Genomic DNA, 20,788 nt, shown 5'->3' with positions numbered 1-20,788 from the left:
GGCGCTCACGATCTTCACGGTTGGGGAAATGCGAATACGCTGAGGTTTTAAGAATGGACGACAGTACGATCAAAACAAACCTTACGGTCGGCGAAGTCGCGAAGAGAAGCGGTGTCGCGGTCTCAACAGTCCACTTTTACGAAGCCAAGGGACTGATCCAAGGCTGGCGCACGGAGGGCAATCAACGACGGTATCACCGCTCGGTTCTCCGCCGTATCGCCATCATCCGTGTTGCACAGCTTACCGGCATTACCCTGTCCACGATACGCGAGGCCGTGGCCGATCTGCCCCATTATCACGAAGCGACGGCAGAGGATTGGGCTCGGTTTGCCAATTCATGGAAGGACATGCTCGAAAAACGAATAGTCAGCCTGACCGAATTGCGCGATCAGATCACCAGCTGTATTGGATGCGGCTGCCTCTCGCTTGAAGACTGCCCATTAAGAAATCCCGGCGATGAACTCGGGCGAAATGGACCGGGACCAAGATGCCTGGGGACTCATTCCCCGAGTGTGATGGAACATACTTGATGCCGGCTGTGTTTATACCAACCGGCCAATGGCGCGATCCGTGGGTAGATTCTGGTGGGTGATCAGGTCGGTGGGGTCACGCCGGATCGACGCGTGATAGGCCGAGGGGGAACGCGCCGTACCCCCCCCTCTATTTTGAGGTGGCGTATACCGATCAAATGTAGATCGGCTACGGCTTGCTCGACCTTCGGAAATCCGCGTTCAAGCCGGTGCCACATCTTGCGACCAAGCATCCGCAGGTCTGGATTGTTGGCCGACCTGATCGTGTGAAGCCAGACCAGAGCCGCCATCGCTTTGCCGATTACCCTCGACACCCTGAGCGGGCTTGACGGGATCATCGGCAAGACAGTGGTGCACCTCCCCCGCTGGGCGACTGGCGGGAGGGTATCTTCAAGGGGGTGACAGGGAGAAGGCTCCGTCAGTCAAAACCTCTATTCACGTTACCGAAAGGCACCGTGAATTTCGCCTGACTACGAACCCTGTGCGAACCTGAAAAGAGAAAGGGCCTAGCTGATTTCTCAGCTAGGCCCTTAATCTTGGTGGAGCCAGACGGAATCGAACCGACGACCTCTTGAATGCCATTCAAGCGCTCTCCCAACTGAGCTATGGCCCCTTTTGTTTCGGACCGGCGGGTTTGGGGCTCCGTCGGTGGAGGCGGAACATATTGTCTTCGGGCCGAGCTTGCAAGCGAAAAATTACGCTTTTTTTCATCTTCCGAAAACGCCCTGTTCCAGGCCGGTTTGGCGAGGCTTAAACCTCGTCCTCAAGCCCCTCGTCCATGTGTTCCATGACCTCGGCCATGTCGTCGTCGTCCTCGCCCAGATCCGAGGCATCCTCGATCAGGCTGGCTTCATCTTCCTCGGCCGCATCTTCGCTATCGACGGCGTCATCGTCGGCGACGCTTTCGACCAGATCGTCGGCTTCAGTCTCGATGATCTCGGCGGCGACGGCCGCGGGAATTGCCACTTTGGTCTCGATCGGCACGCCGCCAGCACGCCGCACCTTGAAGGGAACGTCGGGTTCGACCGTCGATCCACATTTCGGGCAGATGATCGGCACGTGCTTCAGATCATAGAAACGGCAGCCGCAGCTTTGGCAGGTGCGCTTGTGTCCCCATTCCGGCTTGGCCACCTTGCGGTCCTCCTAGAACATTGTCCGGTGATTTTTCTGTCTGGAGGGGCATTTGCCATGTTCCCCACCCTGTGTCAAAACCAATTCGCGGCGATGCCACTGCAACCGCTGCCGGTCTATGCCGTCGGCGCTGCTTATGGTAGAGCTTTGGACCCGCCGAAACGGCGGCGGCGACGGCAGGAGAGAGGGTGATCATGGCGAAGACGCTGCATTCCGGACGGGTCCGGGCACTTTCCGGTTCGGCGCTGGTGCCGGGCGACAAGTCGATTTCACACCGGGCTTTGATGTTGGGTGCGCTGGCGGTTGGCGAAAGCGTCGTCGGCGGTCTGTTGGAAGGCGACGACGTTCTGCGCACGGCGGCCTGCATGCGGGCGCTGGGGGCTGAGATCACCCGGCACGAAGACGGACGGTGGCATCTGTACGGGCGTGGCGTCGGCGGGCTGTCCGAACCGGCCGACATGCTCGACATGGGAAATTCCGGCACTGGGGCGCGGTTGCTGATGGGATTGGTCGCCACGCATCCTTTTACCTCGTTTTTCACTGGCGACGCCTCGCTGCGGTCGCGGCCGATGCGCCGGGTTACCGAGCCGCTGACGCGGATGGGCGCACGGTTCTTCACCCGAGAGGGGGGGCGGCTGCCTCTGGCGGTGATCGGTACCGCCAGCCCGTTGCCGATCAGCTATGAATCGCCGGTGGCGTCGGCTCAGGTCAAGTCGGCGCTGTTGCTGGCCGGACTCAATACGCCGGGCGAGACCACGGTGATCGAGCGTGAAGCCACGCGCGATCACACCGAATTGATGTTGCGCAATTTCGGTGCCGACGTTCGGGTCGAGGCGACCGAGACGGGCGGCCGCGCGATTACCGTTACCGGCTTTCCCGAGTTGACCGGGCGGCAGTTCGACGTTCCGGCCGATCCGTCCTCGGCGGCGTTCCCCGCCGTCGCGGCGCTGCTGGTCGAAGGGTCGGAGATCGTTCTGACCGGGGTCGGCATCAATCCCCTGCGCATCGGTCTCTATCAAACCCTGCGGGAGATGGGGGCCGATCTGAGCTTCGAGAATCGTCGCGACCAGGCCGGTGAGCCGGTTGCCGATCTGCGGGTGCGGGCCTCGCGTCTGAAAGGCATCGACGTCCCTGCCGAGCGGGCACCGTCGATGATCGACGAATATCCGATCCTGGCGGTGGCCGCTGCCTTTGCCGAGGGAACGACCCGGATGCGCGGGCTGGCTGAACTGAGGGTCAAGGAAAGCGATCGGTTGGCCGCTATGGCGCGTGGGCTGGCCGCCTGTGGCGTTGTGGTCGAGGAAGAGGCGGATGCGCTGATTGTCCACGGCAAGGGCCGTGCGCCCGCCGGAGACGCCCTGATCGCCACTCACTTCGATCATCGCATCGCGATGGCCTTTCTGGTCCTGGGGATGGCCGCAGAGCGTCCTGTCGCCGTCGATGAGGCCGAGGCAATCGATACCAGCTTCCCCGGCTTCGTCGCGCTGATGAACGGGCTTGGAGCCGCGATTACCGCCGAAGAAGAGCAGAGAGCCTGAACGGGCGGCTATCTGAGACCAAGCTGCATTGAGTAAATCTCATCGCAGCTTGGTCTGGGTGGGATTGTGGCGGGGGAGGGTGACCTCAAGGGGCGCGGCGGATGAGGCCGCGCCCACGATCGTCAGGTCTGTACCAGAGGGTCAGATGGCCTTCAGATTGACCGCTGCGGTCTTGCCCTTACGGGGATCGCGTTCGGTCTCGAAGGTCAGCTTCTGGCCTTCGTTCAGGTTGCTGAGGCCTGCGCGCTCAACCGCCGAAATGTGAACGAAAACGTCGGCGGTGCCGTCGTCGGGCTGGATGAAGCCATAACCCTTGGTGCTGTTAAACCACTTCACGGTGCCAGTCGGCATTGGGGATCTCCACGTAGAAACAAGTCCAGCCCGCATGGCCTCATGCGGGATCTGATCGATCGACCCTCAGTGACACCGGCAACGGCGCCAGGTTCCGTGAAGGAACCCTTTTGGTAGGTAGAAAGATCAACCAAGGATGTTCTAGCGGTTCCAAGAACACAAGCGTATTCGGCGAGTTTTGTTTACCGCTACCCGACCGGATGGTTTATGACTTGACCGTTCGAGTGGGTCAGGGCGCGGGAGCCGGGGTTTCGGCGGTTCGGGGGATGGCGCGGTATGCCTTGCCGTCCCAGCGCAGCCAGTAGGCAGGCGTGCGGATGGTGGACCATCCGCTGGACCGCTCGGCGGTAAGGTAGACGTCCTCGGCTTCGGCATAACTCCAGCCGACAGGAGCCCAGGCTTTGCCGGTCCAGCGCGCCACCATCAGCGGCCCGCCGCTGTCGGTGGCCCAATCCGGGGAATCGAGCAAAATAAACAACTCGGCCCGCCCGTCCTGATCGAGGTCGATGCGTCCAGCGCGGATCTGATCGGGGCCAAAGCCTAATTCGCCCGTCGAACGGTAATAGGCCGGCCATTGCTGCTTCAGCACCGCGTCGATATCGTCGGGCGTGGGCTCGGGCAGGGGTTGCAACGCCACCAGAGCGGCCAACGGGCCATCTTCCTGTGCGAAAGCGAGGGAGGAAGGCACCGCCAACAGCAGCACCGTCACGAGGGCGGCAAGAACGTGCATGATCGCGGCGGAGCTTAGAAAATTTCCTCGCCCCTGTACACCATCCGTTTTGCTCTGCGGTACGACGAAAGAGTGAGGTACACTGAGGGCGTATATGGGGGTTTCCCGACGGAGGATCTTGCGCCGGTTGCTTTCGTCCCGGTGGAAGGGATACTCCCCTATAGCGAACTGTTCTGCCGAAGGGAAAAAGCATGCGTCGCCTGGGCCGTGTCCTGGTCATCCTCCTTGCCGTTACTGGATTCCTGACCCTCGTCGGGGTCGGATTGACCGGTCTGGTCGCCTATCAACTGGCGACCGGCGGCACGGTCGCCACGCCCCCCGACCGCGGGGTCGTCACGCTCGATCTTGAATCGCGCTTTCGCAATGCTCCCGATGGCGATCCGATGGCGGCGCTGTCGGGCGAGCCTTCGTATGTGCTCCGCCAGGTTATCGAGGCGATCGACGCCGCCGCCGCCGACCGTAAAGTGGTCGGGCTGTTCGCGACGCTGGGGCATGCCTCTCTGGGGCTGGCCGACGGTCAGGAACTCCGCGATGCCATCACCCGCTTCCGCGCCTCGGGCAAACCGGCGGTGCTGTTCGCCGAAACTCTGGGCGACGGGGGAGTCGGCACGCTGGATTACTACCTCGCCTCGGCCTTCGGCCAAGTCTGGCTTCAGCCTTCGGGTGATGTCGGGCTGACCGGGCTGCTTGCCGAAAGCCCGTTCGTCAAGGGCACCTTGGACCTGCTGGGGATCAAGACTCAGTTCTTCGCCCGCCACGAATATAAATCGGCAATCGAGACCTTTACCCAATCCTCCTATAGCGCGTCGCATCGCGAGACTCTGGAGCGTCTGCTGGATTCCTGGACGAACCAGATCGTTGCGGGCATCTCTGGCGGGCGCAAGCTGCCGGTCGAGCGGGTGCAGGCGTTGATCGGCAAGGGGCCTTATCTCCCCTCCGAAGCGCTGGCCGCCGGTCTGATCGATCGGGTTGGCTATCGGGATGAGGCTTGGGCCGCCGTCGCCGGAACCGGCGATGCTGCCGCCGAGGAAGTCGATATCGCCGATTATGTCGCGCGCCTGCCGTCCTCGCATGGGGTTAAGGTGGCGCTGATTTCCGGGCTTGGCGCCATTCATCGCGGCGAGTCCAGCCCTGGTTTCGACGATGACGGCGGTTTCGGTGCCACCACAATCGCCGAGGCTTTCCGCGATGCCGTCGCGGACAAGTCGGTCAAGGCGATCCTGTTCCGTATCGATAGCCCTGGCGGCTCTTACACCGCGTCCGATACGATTTGGCACGAGGTGGCTCTGGCCCGCGCCGCAGGCAAGCCGGTCGTGGTGTCGATGGGTAACGTCGCCGCCTCGGGCGGCTATTTCGTCGCGATGGGAGCCGACCGGGTTTTGGCCCAGCCCGGCACCCTGACGGGTTCGATCGGGGTGTTCACCGGCAAAGTGATCCTGGACGAATTCTGGAACAAATTGGGGATTAGCTGGGATGAACTGCATCGCGGCGACAATGCGGCGATGTGGAGCATGAACCGCCCGTTCCCGCCCGAGGCCCAGGCCCGGATTAACACGATGCTGGATGCGATTTATGCCGATTTCACCGGCAAGGCGGTTGAAGGTCGCTCCATCCCCGCCGAGCGGATCGATCAACTGGCGCGGGGCCGGGTGTGGAGCGGGGAAGATGCCCGCACTCACGGTATGGTCGACGGGCTGGGTGGCTGGTATGAAGCCGTCGCCGCAATCCGCGAACTTGCCCATCTGAAGCCGCAAGATCCCATCAATCTGGTTGAGTTCCCTCAGCCGCGTAAGCCGTGGGAGGTTCTGGCCGAAGCCGTGTCGGGTGGTTCGCTGGCCGAACGCAAGGCTCTGCTGCGGGCCGTGTCGGTGCTCGATCCCTTGTTGGCACCGTTGGCCGCTCTCCCCACGCCGCGCGATGGCGGCGCGGCCACCCTGCGGATGATGCCGGTCAGCCCGGCCGGTGTGGCGCAATGAGCAGCGAAACCCGCACCGTCGTTGTGACCGGGGCGAGCCGGGGGATCGGCCACGCCATCGCCCAGCGTTTTCTGGCTGAAGGCTGGCGGGTCATCACCTGCGCCCGCGTCGAGGTGCCCGAAGCGTGCAAGATCGACCGCAACTGGATATGTCATATCGCGGCCGATCTGGGAGACCCCGCCGGGGCCGAGGCGTTCATCGCCAAGGCTAACGCCGTCCTGGGGTCGGCGCCGCTGCATGCCTTGGTCAACAATGCCGGGGTCAGCCCCAAGACACCTTATAAAGAGCGCCTGGGGGTTTTGAACGGCCCGATCGACGGGTGGAAAGATGTGTTCGAGCTGAATTTCTTTGCGCCGCTCCGTCTGGCTCGGGGCTTTGCCAGCGCCCTGCATCGGGGCAAGGGGGCGATCGTCAACATCACCTCGATCGCCGGGCATTACGTCCATCCCTTCGCCGGGTCGGCCTATTCGACTTCGAAGGCGGCCCTGTCTGGCCTGACCCGAGAAATGGCGGCCGAGATGGCTCAGTTGGGCGTTCGGGTCAATGCTGTCGCTCCCGGCGAAATCCGCACCGAGATGATTTCGGCTGAGTACGAGGCTTTGGTGCCGCGGATTCCGTTGGAGCGGATGGGGACCACCGGCGACGTTGCCGGGACGGTTTTTCGGCTGTGCGGTGACGATTTCGCCTATGTTACCGGCACTGAAGTGTTCGTGACCGGCGGTCAGCACCTGTACTGACGCCGTTACCCGGCCTTCTTTATGGCGCGACAATATAAGGGCGATACGCCAGATCTTTATCGACGATATGGTGTATCGCCCATTTTGACAGAATCTCGATGATTTCTGTGCGTGCCATCTTGGCGTTACCACCGCGCCATCGCAGTGCCTGTATTTCGGTGATGAGTCTTTGGTGCTCAGCCTGGTGCTCGTCCAATCCTGGGTAGTTGCAGGACCGCATCAGCCGTTCCTCGGCATCGAAATGAAACCGGGTATACTCGATCAGGTCGTCCAGCCCCTGTTCGATCATCGCACTGGTCCCGGCCTCCAGCGATCCGGCCAGCCGGTTCAGCATGTCGATTATCGTGCGGTGCTGTAAATCCATCAGCGGCACGCCAACGCTGAGGGTTTCGATCCATTGGGGAAGGGGCATCGCCTCGGCTCCGCTCGCTGGCCTCTTGACCAGAATAGCATGCTCGGGGCGCATGGATGGGTGGCTTTTACGGCCAAAGGTGGTGTTAACGGATTATCTCTGGATCGATGCGCCGAGGCGATGGCCCCGCACCAGCAGATCGCGCATTGCTTCGGCGGGCAACGGGCGGCTGAAGATATAGCCCTGGATCTGGTCGCAACCGAGCTTGCGCAGGAAGTCCAGATCTTCTTGCCGCTCGACGCCTTCAGCCACCACCGTCAGCTTCAGCGCCTTGGCCATCGCGATGATGGCATCGACGATGGCGGCGTCGTTGGGATCGGTGGCGACATCCATCACGAACGAGCGGTCGATCTTCAGCTTCTGGATCGGGAAACGCTTCAGTACCGACAGCGATGAATAGCCGGTGCCGAAATCGTCGATGGCGCAGCCGATTCCCATCTCCTTCAGGCGTTGCACCACGGCGATGGCGTTATCGGCATCGCGCATCGCCGACGTCTCGGTCAATTCCAGTTCCAGCCAATGGCTTTCCAGTCCGGTATCGGACAATACCCGCTCACAGGCACCGATCAGGCGACGGGCATATTGGAACTGACGGCCTGAAACATTGACCGCGACCGGCACGGACGGCAATCCTTCAAGTTGCCAATCCCGCGTCTGACGGGTGCAGGTGTCCAGCATGAACTCGCAGATAACGTCGATCAGGCCGGATTCCTCGGCGACAGGGATGAAGTCGCCGGGCGAGACCGGCCCCAGTTCGGGGCTGGTCCAGCGCACCAGTGCTTCCATTCCGACGATCCCGCCGTTGATCAGATCGACCTGGGGCTGGTAATGGGCCGACAATTCACCGTTATCGACGGCGCGACGGAGCCGGTTCTGCATCGACAGCGTTTTGGTGGCGCGGGTGCTCAGTTCCTTGGTGAACATCTGGAAGCTGGCGGTTCCCTGTCCTTTGGCTCGTTGCAGGGCGGCGTCGGCGTTTTTGATCAGGGTTTCGGCGTCCTCGCCATCGCGGGGGAACAGGGCGACACCGGTTGCGGCGGAAACGTCGAAATCCTGCCCGCCGACCGAGACGGTGGTCTGGGCCTGGGCGTGCAGCCGGTCGAGTGCGTCCTCAAGAATGCGGCGGTTGTCATAGCCGGTCAGCAGCAACAGAAAGTGATCGCCCGAGACTCGGGCCATCATGTCGGAGGGACCGATCGAGGCGCGGATCAGATCGGCCACCCCCATCAGCACCTGATCGCCGACATCGTGGCCCATGGTGGCGTTGATCACCCCCAATCGGTCCAGTCCCAGACTGACGATTCCCAACAGAGAGGATTGCCGCCTGGCTTCGTCGCGGGCGGTCTCGAATCGCTCCAGGAACGCGGTCCGGTTGGGGAGCCGGGTCAGTGGATCGTGATAGGCCAGGAATGACAGGCGCTGTTCGGCTAATTTGCGGTCGGTGACATCGATGATGACGCCATCCCAGACCACTTCCCCGCTTGCGCGTCGGGTCGGGCGGGACTGTCCGCGCAGCCAGCGGCGGCGGCGATCGGGGCCTAGAACCGAGATCTCCTCGTCGAACGGCTCCATCGCGCGGGCGGATCGGCCCAGCCCGGTCATGAACGCCAGACGCTCATCCTCGGTCAGCATCTGGAGGAAGCGATCCGGTTCAGCCAGCAGATCTTCCGGGCTGATGCCGAGGACCGAGCGGCAGCCCTCGCTGACATAGGTGAATTCCAGTCGTCCGTCCGGCCACAGCACCCGCTGGAACACGATTCCCGGCATGTTGGCGGCGATGGCGCGCAGCCGTTGTTCGGTCTCGCGCAGAGCGGCTTCAGTCTGGCGGCGGCGGGTGACGTCGCGGCCGATGCCGACGAACAGGCGTTGGCCGTCGAGGCGGACTTCGCTGGTCGAAAGTTCGAGGGCGAAGGTGGTTCCGTCCTGATTAAGGCCGGTCAGGTCGCGCGGGCCGCCGCCGACGATGCTGGCCGACGAGATATCCGCGGAATCGAGCAATTCGGGATGACGGTGTTCCGGGGCGAGTAAAGCAGCCAGCGGTTGGCCGATCAGGGAGTCGTTGCTGCGGCCGAACAGCCGTTGGGCGGCGGCGTTGGCGGTATCGATCCGACCCTGGGTGTCGAGGATCAGGATCGAATCCTCGGCATGGTCCATCAGCATGTCGAGACGCAACTCGGCCCGGCGTTCGTCGGTGACGTCGATCACCAGACCGTTCCACTCCACGCCGCCATCCTCGCCGCGGTGGGGAATCGACTGGCCTCGCATCCAGCGCACTTCGCCTGCGGCGGTGATGGCGCGGTATTCATCGCGGCACGGTTCCATCGTCTGGGCCGAGCGATGCATCGCATCGACATGCTGGTCGCGGTCGGCCCAGTGGATGACGTGAAGACAGCCTTTGGCGTTGACCCCCATCGTCTGGGGTGAAAATCCCAGGATTGCCCGCACCCCATCGCTGAACCAGGGGTAATTGATCGTGCCGTTGGGCGACAGGCGGCGAATGAAGGCGATACCTGGAATACAGGCGACCAGCCCTTTCAGGCGTATCTGGGCCTCCTCCAGCGATCCTGTCGGAACTGTTGCCGCACTGGCTTCGAGTCTATCGCTCACCCTGGTTCCTCATTCCCGAATCGGGCCGCGAATGGCCGACTCGTCTAGAATGGTAATGGTATCGGTGTGTCGTCCCGCAGGCAACCGATACCCATGAGTTGGTCTTAGGTGACTCGGTTTTCCTCTATTTAACATGAGGTGGAAAGAGGTCAATTTTCCCTTACACTCAGCCGTTAGAATCGCAGCGAGGAGGATCCGTTTCCATGGAGTGGCTTACCAACCCCGAAATCTGGCTGAGTTTGGCCACATTGTCCCTACTCGAAATCGTACTTGGCATCGATAATCTGGTTTATCTCTCCATCATCTCGAATCGGTTGCCCGAGCATCTGCGTCCGCTGGGGCGGCGGCTGGGGTTGGCTTTCGCGGTGGTGACGCGGGTGGCGCTGCTCGGTTCGCTGACCTGGATCGCGGGCTTGGTCGAGCCGGTGTTCACGGTCTGGCAGCATCCTGTCAGCTGGCGCGACATCATCCTGATTGGTGGCGGCGTGTTCCTTGTCGCCAAGGCCACCCATGAAATTCACGGGAGTCTGGAAGGCGAGGACGACGAGATCGACCGCGCCGCCACTCCCGCCACTCCCGTCGCTTCGGCCTCCTCGGTCGCGTCGGTTGCGGCGCCCGCGACTGCCGGTCTGTTGGCGATCACGGCCCAAATCGCCGTTCTCGACATCGTCTTCTCGCTCGATTCGGTGATTACCGCTGTCGGCATGGCGAACAATCTGTGGGTGATGGTGACGGCGGTGCTGCTGGCCGCGTTGGTGATGGTTCTGGCGTCGGGGCCGGTCTCGCGGCTGATCGAACATCATCCCACCATCAAAATGCTGGCTCTGGCATTTTTGCTGCTGATCGGGGTGGCGTTGATCGCCGATGGAACCGGCTTCCATATCCCGAAGGGCTATCTGTATTTCGCGATGGCATTCTCGTTGGGGATCGAGGTTCTGAACCTGATGGTCCGCAAAGGACGGCGTAAGCCGGTTCGTCTGCGGACGCCGTTGCGGTAACGCGAAACGTGTAGGCGGAAAAGACGATTGTAATCCTTAGCGACTGGCGCGTTGAGCCTTAGGGGGCGCTGTGCTATCGCTCAATTTCGCCATGGTGAGGCCCGGCGGGACAGTCCGTGGGGCGAACGGGAAACTGGAGAGTGAGATGGCTTACGTCGTCACCGAGAACTGCATCAAGTGCAAATACCAGGATTGCGTCGAGGTTTGCCCGGTCGATTGTTTCTATGAAGGCGAGAACTTTCTGGTCATCAATCCGGACGAATGCATTGAATGCGGCGTGTGCGAGCCAGAGTGCCCCGCCGAAGCTATCGTTCCCGATTCCGATCCCGGTGCGGCCGAATGGGTCGAAATCGCCCGCCAGTACGCGGGGCAGTGGCCCAACATCACCCGCAAGAGCGATGTTCCCGCCGACGCGGCTGAGTGGAAGGGCAAGCCAGGCAAGAAGGCTCTGTTGTCGTCCAAGCCCGCGCACTGACCAGATGATGGGGCCCTGGGGGGGATCGGGGGGAGATACCCCCCGATCGGGTCCGGTTACGAGGGGACGATTGCTCCGATGACCCTTGGCGGGATACCCTGCCGGGATGAGCAAACTTCCCCCCAAAGCCCCGAAATCCGGCAAGGCCCCCAAGGCGCGTCCTGCGCCTCGGCCTGCTCCGGTTCCGTCGAAACAAGATATCCTCGACTTCATCCGCGCCCAGCCTGGACGGGTGGGCAAACGCGAGTTGGCCCGCGCCTTTCGCCTGCGCGGCGACGACCGCATCGATCTCAAGGCGATCCTGCGCGAACTTGAAGGCGAGGGCGCGGTGCGCCGCGACCAGCCCCGCCGTTTTTCCCTGCCCGGTTCGCTGCCTGAAACCGGAGTGGTCGAGGTCATCGGCACCGATTCCGATGGCGAGTTGCTGGCCCGGCCTGTGGTGTGGGAGCAGGACGGACGGCCGCCTCGAATTTTCCTGGCCCCATTCCGTCCCGGACAGCCTGCGGTCGGGATCGGTGACAAGGTGCTGTGCCGTCTGCGCCGCATGAGGGACGATACCTTCGAGGGACGGCCGATCAAGATTATCGGCGAGGCCCGCGCCCGCGTGCTGGGGGTGTTCGAACCGCTTCCCGACGGGTCGGGGCGAATCCGCCCGACCAGCCGTCGCGAGAAAGCCGATTACATGGTGCCGAAAGGCGAAAGCGGGGGGGCCGTGACCGGCGAACTCGTGCTGGCCGACATCCTGCCCGGTCGGCTGTACGGCCTCCGTCAGGCGGTGGTGAAGGAGCGGCTGGGGCCGCTGGGCGGGCCGCGCTCGATCAGTCTGGTGGCAATCCACACCAACGACATCCCGTTCGATTTTTCACCCGAAGCGCTGTCGCAGGCCGCCGCCGCCGGTCCCGCTCCGCTGGCTGCCCGCACCGATCTGCGCAAGGTGCCGCTGATCACGATCGACGGCGAGGATGCCCGTGATTTCGACGATGCGGTATGGGCCGAACCCGATTCCGATCCGGGCAATCCTGGCGGCTGGCATTGCCTGGTCGCTATTGCCGATGTCTCCTGGTACGTCCGTCCCGGCGATGCGCTGGATCGCGAGGCATTCCGGCGCGGCAATTCGGTTTATTTCCCCGACCGGGTGGTGCCGATGCTGCCCGAGGACCTGTCGAACGGCTGGTGCTCGCTGAAGCCCGCCGAAGAACGCCCCTGCCTTGCCGTTGAATTCTGGATCGACCGCGACGGTCACAAGCGTCGTCACCGCTTCCTGCGCGGGCTGATGCTTTCGGCGGCGCGGTTGACCTATGCGCGGGTCCAGTCCGCCCGCGATGGACAGCCCGATGACGAGACCGCGCCGCTGGTTGGGGCGGTGATCGCGCCGCTTTATGGCGCGTGGGAATCGTTGAGCCGGGCGCGCAAGCAGCGCGGCGTGCTGGAGCTCGACCTGCCCGAGCGCAAGGTGGTGATGGATGATGAGGGCCGGGTCGCGGCGGTGGTCGAACGCGAACGCTTTGACAGCCACCGGCTGATCGAGGATTTCATGATTGCCGCCAACGTCTGCTCGGCCGAGACGCTGGAGAAGCTGGGGCAGCCCTGCATGTATCGGGTTCACGACCAGCCATCGGCGGAAAAACTCGATGGCCTGCGAGAGGTGTTGCGCGGCCTCGACCTCAAGCTCGCCAAAGGGCAGGTGATGAAGCCCGAGCACTTCAACCGCATCCTGGCGGCGGTGGCGGGGACCGAACATTCCTCCCTGGTCAACGAAGTGATCCTGCGTTCGCAGGCGCAGGCGGCTTATTCCCCTGAAAATCTTGGACATTTTGGTCTTGGTCTCGCCCGCTACGCTCACTTCACCTCACCGATTCGCCGCTATGCCGACCTGCTGGTGCATCGCGCCCTGGTCGCTGGATTGGGGTTGGGCGAGGGTGGATTGCCTGCGGATGCGGTTGGACAATATGAAGATTGGGGGCAACACATTTCGGCTACGGAACGACGTGCCTCGACCGCCGAGCGCGAGGCGGTCGATCGTGCCGTCACTCTGTTCCTGGCCGACCGGGTTGGAGCCGAGTTCGCGGGCCGGGTGTCGGGGGTAACCCGCTTTGGTCTGTTTGTGACGCTGGATGGCAGCGGTGCCGATGGGTTGGTGCCAATCTCCAGCCTGCCCGATGATTACTACGATCATGACGAGGCCCGCCATTGCCTGACCGGACGGCGCAGCCGCAAGAGCTTCCAACTCGGTCAGCAGATCGATATTTCGTTGCGCGAGGCCAATGTGCTGACAGGTTCGATGGTGTTCGGACTGGCGGGGCAGGGGGCTGGACCGGTTCGTCCGCCTCGTCGTCCGCCGCTGCTTCCCCGTCGTCGGGGGCGGTGAGTAAGGGTCTCTGGATGATGGAAGGAAACTGACGTCGCCGTGTCCACGCTCCACGTCTATGCTGTCGTATTGTGGGGGGTGACCCGGCGCGCGGGGTGGCGGTGTTTGGCTGTCGCGATAGTTTTGTTCATGCCGTTTTCGGCGCAGGCGGGTTGGGATGTTGTCGAAGCGCAACGAACTGTCGCCTATGGCCTGGCGGCGATTGTCGAACGCCATCTTCAGCAGGTTCCGGCCTCGACCGTCGCGCTCGATGCGATGCGTGGGCTGGCCGACATCGATCCGCAATTCGCCATTGCCTTCCAGGGCGGGCGGGTGCGGTTGAGCACGGCCGAACGGGTGGTCGCCGATTATCCCGCCCCCGCCACCGACGATGTTGAATCCTGGGCGCGGCTGGTGATCAGCGTGGCGTTGGATGCGGGCGAGGTGTCGCCGCTGGTGCGCGACGCCGATGTCGAGCGATTGTTTCGGGCGGTGTTCGAAGGCGCTCTGGGCACCGCCGACTTGTATTCCCGCTATGCCGGGGCGGCCGAGGCCCGCGACAACCGGGCCAGCCGCAATGGGTTTGGCGGCATCGGCATTCGTTTCGAGTTGGTCGAGGGCGAGGCGTTGATCGTCGATGTGGTCGAAGACACTCCGGCGGCGCGAGCGGGATTGCAGGCCGACGACGTGATTGTTCTGATCGACGGCAAGCCGGTGCGGGGGCTGGAGCGAACCGAGATCTCTGCCCGCCTGCGCGGTGCGGTCGCCAGCGCTCTGATCGTGACCTTGCGCCGAGCCGGGAAGATAGTCGAAGCGAAGGTGCAACGGTCGCTGATCGTCCCGAAAACCGTTACCGAGACGTTGGATGGCCCGATCGCGATCTATCGTATCAGCAGCTTCAATCAGCGCACGGCCAGCAGTCTGGAAACCAAGCTGCGCGAGACCCGCGAACGAATGGGAGCGCGGCTGAAAGGGGTGGTCCTCGATCTGCGCGGCAATCCAGGCGGATTACTCGACAAGGCGGTGGCGGTTGCAGACCTGTTCATCGCCGACGGCCCGATCATTTCGACTCGCGGACGTAATCCCGCCGCCAACGCCGTTCTGACCGCGCGCCCCGGCGATCTGGCCGAGGATTTGCCGGTCGTGGTGCTGATCGACGGGCGGTCGGCCTCGTCCGCCGAGATTCTCGCTTCGGCCTTGCAGGATTCCGGTCGTGCCGTGGTGATCGGGACCAATTCGTATGGCAAAGGAACGGTCCAGACCGTGATCCGTCTGCCTAACGATGGCGAGATCACCCTAACTTGGTCGCGCTTTCACGCTCCCAGCGGCTATGCGCTGCATGGGTTGGGGGTGTTTCCCGTTCTGTGCACTTCGCCCGGCCAAAAGGGGACCGAGCGTGGCGGCGATTGGGGCCGGGTTGCCCGCACCCTGGATATCTGGCGTCAGGTGGGGTTGGAGGAGACCGACCTGCGTCGCCATCTGCGCGATCTTTGCCCCCCGACCCGGCGCACCGATGCGCCCGAGGACATGGCGCTGGCCTTGCGTCTGCTAGGCGATTCTCCCACTTTTGCCCGCGCCCTGGCGGCCGAAGCGGTGCGAGCAAAACAGTGATCGAGCGATAAAGTATAATACCGTAACATAGGCCTTTTGGCGAAGCGGGACCAGCCGGTAGTCTGGGAACTCCAGGCTAGAAGGAAAGCGTCATATGCTGAGACTGGATGTCGGAACCCTGGCTTTCTCGGCAGCAACCTTGTCGCTGGCCGCGTGTCTGGTCATTCTGGTGTTCGGTTGGGCCCGTCGTGACGATCGCCGCTGGGTCGCCTTTGCTGCCTCGACCGGGTTGTATGGCGTCGGTCTGATCCTGGTTCTGCTGCGCGATCCTCTGACGATGGAGGCTGCGCTCATCCTCGGCAATTTCCTGGTGATTCTATCGGCATTGGCGGTTCATGTCGGGGCCAGTGTGCTGGCTGGTCGCCGTGTGGTGTGGTGGCCTCATGCGGCCATTCTGGCTCTGTTCCTTGCCGCTGAGTTCGTTACCATCGGCCCTTGGGACAGTGTTAATGGCCGTATCGCCCTGGTCTCGTTGGCTCGGGTGCCGATCCTGTTTCATGCCACCTGGATTCTGCTTCAGGCTCGCCGCGCCGATCCTGCCGCCGGGTCGCCGCTGATCGCGGCGGTGTTGGGCGTGTGGAGCGTGGTCTTGCTGTTGCGCGGAGTCGCGGTGCTGACGATCGAGGGGCCGATCTCGGACTTTACGACGATGGATGGGGCGCAAGCGCTCTATTATACCGTCAGCAGTTTCGGCAACCTGCTGATCGCCATCGCTCTGCTGCGGATGGATGGCGAGATGGTTTCGGCCGCGTTGTCGGCCCAAGTTGCCCGCCAGACCGAGGCGTTGGAACGCCGTATTTCCCAGCACGACGCGGCGCGGCGGGTGATACGCAGCCAGCTTGCCCTGCGTAACGCCCTGATCGACACTTTGCCGGGGCCGGTGTTCGCCAAGAACGTCGATGGCGGCTTTCTGACCGTCAACAAAGCCTTCGAACAAGCCTTGGGTCTCAGCCGGGATTGTCTGGTCGGCAAGACCAGTTTTGACTTCAATCCTCCTGATCTGGCCGCGCTTCATGTCGAGGCCGACCGGGACGTGTTGGCCGGTGATATTCATCAGAGCTATGAATCGCCGATCCGGTTCGCCGACGGAACCCTGCATCGGATGCTGTTCAGTAAGGCGCGCTTTTTTGACGCCGATGGCACCGTCGCCGGAATCGTCGGGGCGATGACCGATATCACTGAATTGTCACGGGTCACTGACGAACTGCGCCGGTCCGAATCCGACCTGCGCGCGATTCTCGATAATATGACCGACGTTTTTTACCGCTCGGACTTGAACGGCCGGATTTCGATGCTGTCACGCTCGGTCGAGACGGTGCTGGGCTATTCCGTCGAGGAATTGCTGGGACAGCCGACCAGTGTGGCGCTGATCGACCCCAAGCTTCGGTCGGCGATATTGGGGGCGATGTTGGCCAACGGTGGCTCCGTCACCGATTACGAATTCCAGATGCGCCACAAAGACGGTCACGCGGTATGGGTTTCCGCCAGTACCCATCTGTTCGAAGATGTCCCCGGCCAGTTTTCCGGTAGCGAGGGCACGCTGCGTCTGATCGAGGACCGCAAGCGGGCCGAGGCGGTGTTGCAGGAAAGTCAGGCGCTGATCCAGGTACTGATCAATTGTTCGGGCGACGCGACGCTGCTGATCGAAGCCGATGGCACTCTGCTCGCCTGCAATGCCGTCCTGGCCGACCGGCTGGGGACGAGGGTCGAGTTCCTCTTGGGAAGCAATCTGTGGAACCTGTTTCCGTCAGACGTATCGGCCCAACGCCACATCGTGGTTACGACCGTGATCGAGACGGGCCATCCCGGCCGGATCGTCGATCGCCGTGATGGAAGGGTATTCGACAACACCATTCATCCCGTCGTCAACAGCGAGGGCCGGGTGACTCGGGTGGCGGTATTCTCGCGCGATATTACCGACCAGACCGAGGCCGAGGCTCGGATCGTCCGCCATATCGCCGAGGTCCAGCGCTCGAACGAAGAACTGGAACAGTTCGCCTATGTCGCCAGCCACGATTTGCGCGAACCGCTTCGGATGATCAGCAGCTATCTGTCTCTGATCGAACGGCGACACGCCGCTTCCCTTGATGAAGACGGCCGCCAGTTCCTGGATTATGCCCGCGACGGTGCCCGCCGGATGGACCGGCTGGTCCTTGAATTGCTTGACTACGCCCGCATCGAACGCGGCGGCGATCCAATCGTTCCGGTCTCTGTCCGGTCATCGATCGATCGGGCAATCGGCGATCTCGGTTCCGCTATCGCCGAAACCGGTGCCCGGATCACGATCGAGGAATCCGCCGAGGCACCTCGTGTGATGGGCGACGGGGTGCAGATAACGCGGCTGTTCCAGAATTTGATCGGCAATGCCCTGAAGTACCATCTGCCCTCTCGCCCGCCGGATATCCGCATCTCCTGCTCTCGCCAGGCGGACGAATGGCGCTTTGACGTCGCCGATAACGGAATCGGGATTGAAACTGACTATTACGAGCGGATTTTCCGTATTTTCCAACGGCTGCACCCCAGGGATCGCTATGACGGTACCGGGATCGGGCTGGCGATCTGCAAACGGATCGTCGATCGCCATGGCGGTCGGATCTGGGTCGAATCCGTTCCGAACGAGGGATCGGTGTTTTCGTTCACCCTGCCTGTGGCATAAGGGGTTCCCCTCACTGTCATTGTCTCGTCACTTGCCTTCGATGCACCGCTGGGCCTAACCCTGCGAGTCTGGATTGGGGGAGAGTGCGCCGATGCGTATCGCGATGGTCACCGACGCCTGGAGCCCGCAGCGCAACGGAGTGGTCCGAGTGCTGACGGCGCTGACCGCCACGCTGGAAGCGATGGGCCACGAGATCGGAATTTTCGAGCCGGGGGCGTTTCCGAATATTCCGTGCCCAAGCTATCCCGAAATTCCGCTGGCATTGTTTCCTGCTACGCGGCTGGCGGCGATGCTCGACGCCTTTGCTCCCGATGCGGTCCATCTCGCCACCGAGGGGCCGCTGGGTTGGGCCGGGCGGTCCTGGTGCCTGGAGCGTTCGCTGCCTTTCACCACCGCCTATCACACCAAATTTCCCGATTACGTTACCGCCCGCACCGGATTACCGCTCGATTGGTCCTATGCGCTGATCCGATATTTTCATCAGCCTGCGGCGGCGACTCTGTGCCCGTCTCCCTCGGTCTATCGCGAACTGCGCGAGCGCGATTTCACCGGGGCGGTCGAATGGTCGCACGGAGTCGATACCGACGCTTTTCGTCCACGCGGCAAGGGAATGTTCGATCTGCCCCGTCCCGTGTTCCTCTATGTTGGGCGTGTAGCGGTCGAGAAGAATCTGCCTGCGTTTCTTGATCTCGATCTGCCAGGGTCGAAACTGGTGGTTGGCGATGGTCCGGCGCGGGCTGTGCTGATGAAGCGCTATCCCGACGTCCATTTCCGCATCGTTAACGGTGACGATGAATTGTCGCGGGCTTATAGCGACGGCGACGTGTTCGTTTTCCCCAGCCGTACCGACACGTTCGGTCTGGTGATGCTTGAGGCGCTGGCCTGCGGGGTTCCGGTCGCGGGCTTTCCGGTTACCGGCCCTCGTGACGTCGTGGGCGATGCTCCTGTTGGCGTGCTGTCCGAAGATCTGGCGGCGGCGGCGCGGGCGGCGCTTGAGCTATCGCCCGAAATCTGTCGGGCTCATGCTACCCGGTTTTCCTGGTCTACCGTGGCGCGCGAATTTCTCGGACACCTACGCCCGTTTGGCGATTGCGGCACTAAATCTCCTCATGTGGTTCAAGCCAGTTGAGTCTTGGGGACGAGCGGCAGATAATGACGCCGATTTTCTAATCCCTGTTCCCTGGAGGTGTCGGCCGTGAATCGGATCCGCGTCCTTGCTGTCGCCTGCTGTTTCGTCATTCCCTCTTTCGCCGCCGATGCCCGCAGCACCGGAAAAACCGGCGGATCTTGTGCCAATCCTGAACAAATTCAAGCCGCCCAATTGCGTCAGCTGCATAACCAGCTCCAGGTCGCGGCACTGAACTGCCGGGGCGAGGATTCGTCCCTGCATGCGAAGTGGGGTGGTTATGTCGGCCGTTTCGGTTCGACCTTGTCCGACAATGCCCAGGTCCTGCGGACCCATTTCAAAAGCGCAGCGGCCTTCGATCGCTATAATACGCAGGTCACCAATCGTGAATCGGTGCGGGTGCACGAGGTCGATTCTTATTGCGAGACTCGGGCCCAGATTTTCGATCAGGTGATGACGATGAGCCCGCCGCAGCTGATCGCCTTTGCCGGTCAAACGGTGGGCCGTCCCGATCATATACCGGATTGCGCGACCCGGACGACCAAGGCGGCGAGCAAAACGCAGCATAATTCGCCTAAAAAGAACCAGACCGCTCAGGCGAACTGATCCGCAAGGGCGCATATCTCTTCTATATTTTCTACCCGAGTTTGCGTGGGGGTGGCATCTCGGGGCGCTGCGGTCTACGATAGCAGTCGCCCCGGATCGCTTCGGTCACGGGAGCACAGGGGAGAACCCGCCATGGCCGATCCGTTCAGTGCGATCCTGGCCTTCCAACAGGCTATTCTGGAAAGCTGGTTGAGTTCGACCGCGATGGTGATGCGGTCGTGGGAGCAGCTTTTCGAGCTTAACGAACGTCTGGTGGGGCAGGCTGATCGTCTGGCCCGCTCTCGTGTCGAGATCGATGACGGACCGACCTTTACCGGGAAATATGGCAAACGCCACCTCGACATCGATCCCGAGCGAGATGTGTAGGGGATCGGTCTTGCCTTTGGTCCTGGAGACGTCTGCGATCGTCTGATCGCTTTTAAATCTGAAGCAAGGCGCTCCAGCCGCCATTGCGGCGGCGGCCAAGCGGGCGGATGCCCGCGCCCGGCGAGGGTCATTGATAAAAACCTAGATGAACAGGGCTGTCCCATCGGCCCGGACTTCGGCCAGAAAGGTGACGAGGCCACCGGGACGGAGCGGAACGTCGCTTCGTAGCGTATCTTGACCGAGGTCAAGCGCGCGCAACCCCATCTCGCACACCATCACCTGTGCTCCCAATGCGACGCAGGCAGCCAGCAGATCCTCGAATCCGGCGATGCCTCTGGCGCGAAAGGCGGTGTCGATGTCTGGCGCGGTTTGCCCGCTTTGTCCCGTCGCGAGCTTGGCCCAGCCCGGATGTCCGTCCGCCGCACTCCGTTCCAGGGCGCGGGTGGCTGCCATGGTAAAAAAGAGGGTAACGGCGCGGTTACAGGCCAGTGCGGCGGCGGCCATCGCCAGAGCGTAATGAACCTTCTCGAACTCACCGGAAAACACCACGAGTGCCAACGCCCCGGTCTCGGGTCGATCCGCTTCAGTCAT

The 20,788-nt window shown here is 62.5% G+C and carries 18 protein-coding genes and 1 tRNA gene; 12 read left to right on the top strand and 7 right to left on the bottom strand.

The annotated features are described in order from the left end of the window. The first annotated feature begins 53 nt into the window (after positions 1-53). Positions 54-530 carry a redox-sensitive transcriptional activator SoxR gene (gene soxR / locus PHAMO_RS14545; RefSeq protein ID WP_002730391.1) on the top strand — a complete coding sequence of 159 codons (477 nt, stop codon included), beginning with the start codon at positions 54-56 and terminating at the stop codon, positions 528-530. Between the two features lie 537 nt (positions 531-1,067). Here the strand turns inward: soxR and PHAMO_RS14540 are convergent. Both PHAMO_RS14540 and PHAMO_RS14535 read right to left on the bottom strand, forming a co-directional pair. Then, positions 1,068-1,143 (bottom strand) — tRNA-Ala (locus PHAMO_RS14540). Between the two features lie 137 nt (positions 1,144-1,280). Then, entirely contained in the window at positions 1,281-1,661 is a 381-nt protein-coding gene (locus PHAMO_RS14535; RefSeq protein WP_002730389.1) for a TIGR02300 family protein, read from the bottom strand. Between the two features lie 194 nt (positions 1,662-1,855). Between PHAMO_RS14535 and aroA the strand changes: the two genes are divergently transcribed. Further along, positions 1,856-3,199 carry a 3-phosphoshikimate 1-carboxyvinyltransferase gene (aroA, locus tag PHAMO_RS14530; protein WP_040567413.1) on the top strand — a complete coding sequence of 448 codons (1,344 nt, stop codon included), beginning with the start codon at positions 1,856-1,858 and terminating at the stop codon, positions 3,197-3,199. 141 nt (positions 3,200-3,340) lie between these two features. Here aroA and PHAMO_RS14525 read toward each other — a convergent pair whose 3' ends face one another. Next, entirely contained in the window at positions 3,341-3,550 is a 210-nt protein-coding gene (locus PHAMO_RS14525) for a cold-shock protein (RefSeq protein WP_002730386.1), read from the bottom strand. A 229-nt stretch (positions 3,551-3,779) separates the two neighbouring features. Then, positions 3,780-4,280, bottom strand: coding sequence for a hypothetical protein (locus tag PHAMO_RS14520; protein ID WP_002730385.1), 501 nt, complete (start codon positions 4,278-4,280; stop codon positions 3,780-3,782). Positions 4,281-4,471: 191 nt separating this feature from the next. Here PHAMO_RS14520 and sppA point away from each other — a divergent pair, with 191 nt between their 5' ends. Both sppA and PHAMO_RS14510 read left to right on the top strand, forming a co-directional pair. Then, positions 4,472-6,256: a signal peptide peptidase SppA gene (gene sppA, locus PHAMO_RS14515; RefSeq protein ID WP_002730383.1), complete on the top strand. Its 1,785-nt coding sequence runs from the start codon at positions 4,472-4,474 to the stop codon at positions 6,254-6,256. Continuing rightward, positions 6,253-6,993: an SDR family NAD(P)-dependent oxidoreductase gene (locus PHAMO_RS14510; protein ID WP_002730382.1), complete on the top strand. Its 741-nt coding sequence runs from the start codon at positions 6,253-6,255 to the stop codon at positions 6,991-6,993. Before sppA ends, PHAMO_RS14510 begins: the two co-directional genes overlap by 4 nt. Before the next feature lie 19 nt (positions 6,994-7,012). Here PHAMO_RS14510 and PHAMO_RS14505 read toward each other — a convergent pair whose 3' ends face one another. Together PHAMO_RS14505 and PHAMO_RS14500 are read right to left on the bottom strand one after the other, a co-directional pair. Continuing rightward, positions 7,013-7,405, bottom strand: coding sequence for a bacteriohemerythrin (locus PHAMO_RS14505; protein ID WP_040567411.1), 393 nt, complete (start codon positions 7,403-7,405; stop codon positions 7,013-7,015). 93 nt (positions 7,406-7,498) lie between these two features. After that, positions 7,499-10,012, bottom strand: a complete 2,514-nt coding sequence (locus tag PHAMO_RS14500) for a sensor domain-containing protein (protein ID WP_002730379.1) — start codon at positions 10,010-10,012, stop codon at positions 7,499-7,501. A 203-nt stretch (positions 10,013-10,215) separates the two neighbouring features. On the opposite strand from PHAMO_RS14500, the gene PHAMO_RS14495 reads away from it, so the two are divergent. The 8 genes from PHAMO_RS14495 (at position 10,216) to PHAMO_RS14460 (ending at position 20,197) form a co-directional block, all read left to right on the top strand. Continuing rightward, positions 10,216-11,010, top strand: coding sequence for a TerC family protein (locus PHAMO_RS14495; RefSeq protein ID WP_002730378.1), 795 nt, complete (start codon positions 10,216-10,218; stop codon positions 11,008-11,010). 145 nt (positions 11,011-11,155) lie between these two features. Continuing rightward, positions 11,156-11,485, top strand: coding sequence for a ferredoxin FdxA (gene fdxA / locus PHAMO_RS14490; RefSeq protein WP_040567408.1), 330 nt, complete (start codon positions 11,156-11,158; stop codon positions 11,483-11,485). A gap of 106 nt (positions 11,486-11,591) precedes the next feature. Further along, the gene (rnr, locus tag PHAMO_RS14485) at positions 11,592-13,853 is read left to right on the top strand and encodes a ribonuclease R (RefSeq protein ID WP_002730375.1); all 2,262 of its coding nucleotides are present in this window, start codon (positions 11,592-11,594) and stop codon (positions 13,851-13,853) included. 39 nt (positions 13,854-13,892) lie between these two features. Next, a complete protein-coding gene (locus PHAMO_RS14480; RefSeq protein WP_002730374.1) occupies positions 13,893-15,443 on the top strand; it encodes a S41 family peptidase in 1,551 nt (516 codons plus the stop codon). Between the two features lie 94 nt (positions 15,444-15,537). Then, positions 15,538-18,099 (top strand): PAS domain S-box protein, encoded by a 2,562-nt coding sequence (locus tag PHAMO_RS14475; RefSeq protein WP_002730372.1) that lies wholly within the window; start codon positions 15,538-15,540, stop codon positions 18,097-18,099. A 91-nt stretch (positions 18,100-18,190) separates the two neighbouring features. Further along, positions 18,191-19,228, top strand: coding sequence for a glycosyltransferase family 4 protein (locus tag PHAMO_RS14470; RefSeq protein ID WP_002730371.1), 1,038 nt, complete (start codon positions 18,191-18,193; stop codon positions 19,226-19,228). Between the two features lie 66 nt (positions 19,229-19,294). Further along, a complete protein-coding gene (locus PHAMO_RS14465) occupies positions 19,295-19,831 on the top strand; it encodes a hypothetical protein (protein WP_002730370.1) in 537 nt (178 codons plus the stop codon). Positions 19,832-19,963: 132 nt separating this feature from the next. Beyond that, entirely contained in the window at positions 19,964-20,197 is a 234-nt protein-coding gene (locus PHAMO_RS14460) for a hypothetical protein (RefSeq protein ID WP_002730369.1), read from the top strand. A 141-nt stretch (positions 20,198-20,338) separates the two neighbouring features. Here the strand turns inward: PHAMO_RS14460 and PHAMO_RS14455 are convergent. Then, positions 20,339-20,788 (bottom strand): DsrE family protein (locus PHAMO_RS14455; RefSeq protein ID WP_002730368.1); only part of this gene is annotated, 450 nt, incomplete at its 5' end.

Origin of the sequence: Magnetospirillum molischianum DSM 120 (assembly GCF_000294655.1) — a bacterium.
Lineage (GTDB): Bacteria > Pseudomonadota > Alphaproteobacteria > Rhodospirillales > Magnetospirillaceae > Phaeospirillum > Phaeospirillum molischianum.
This window is presented reverse-complemented; position numbering and strand designations above follow the sequence as displayed.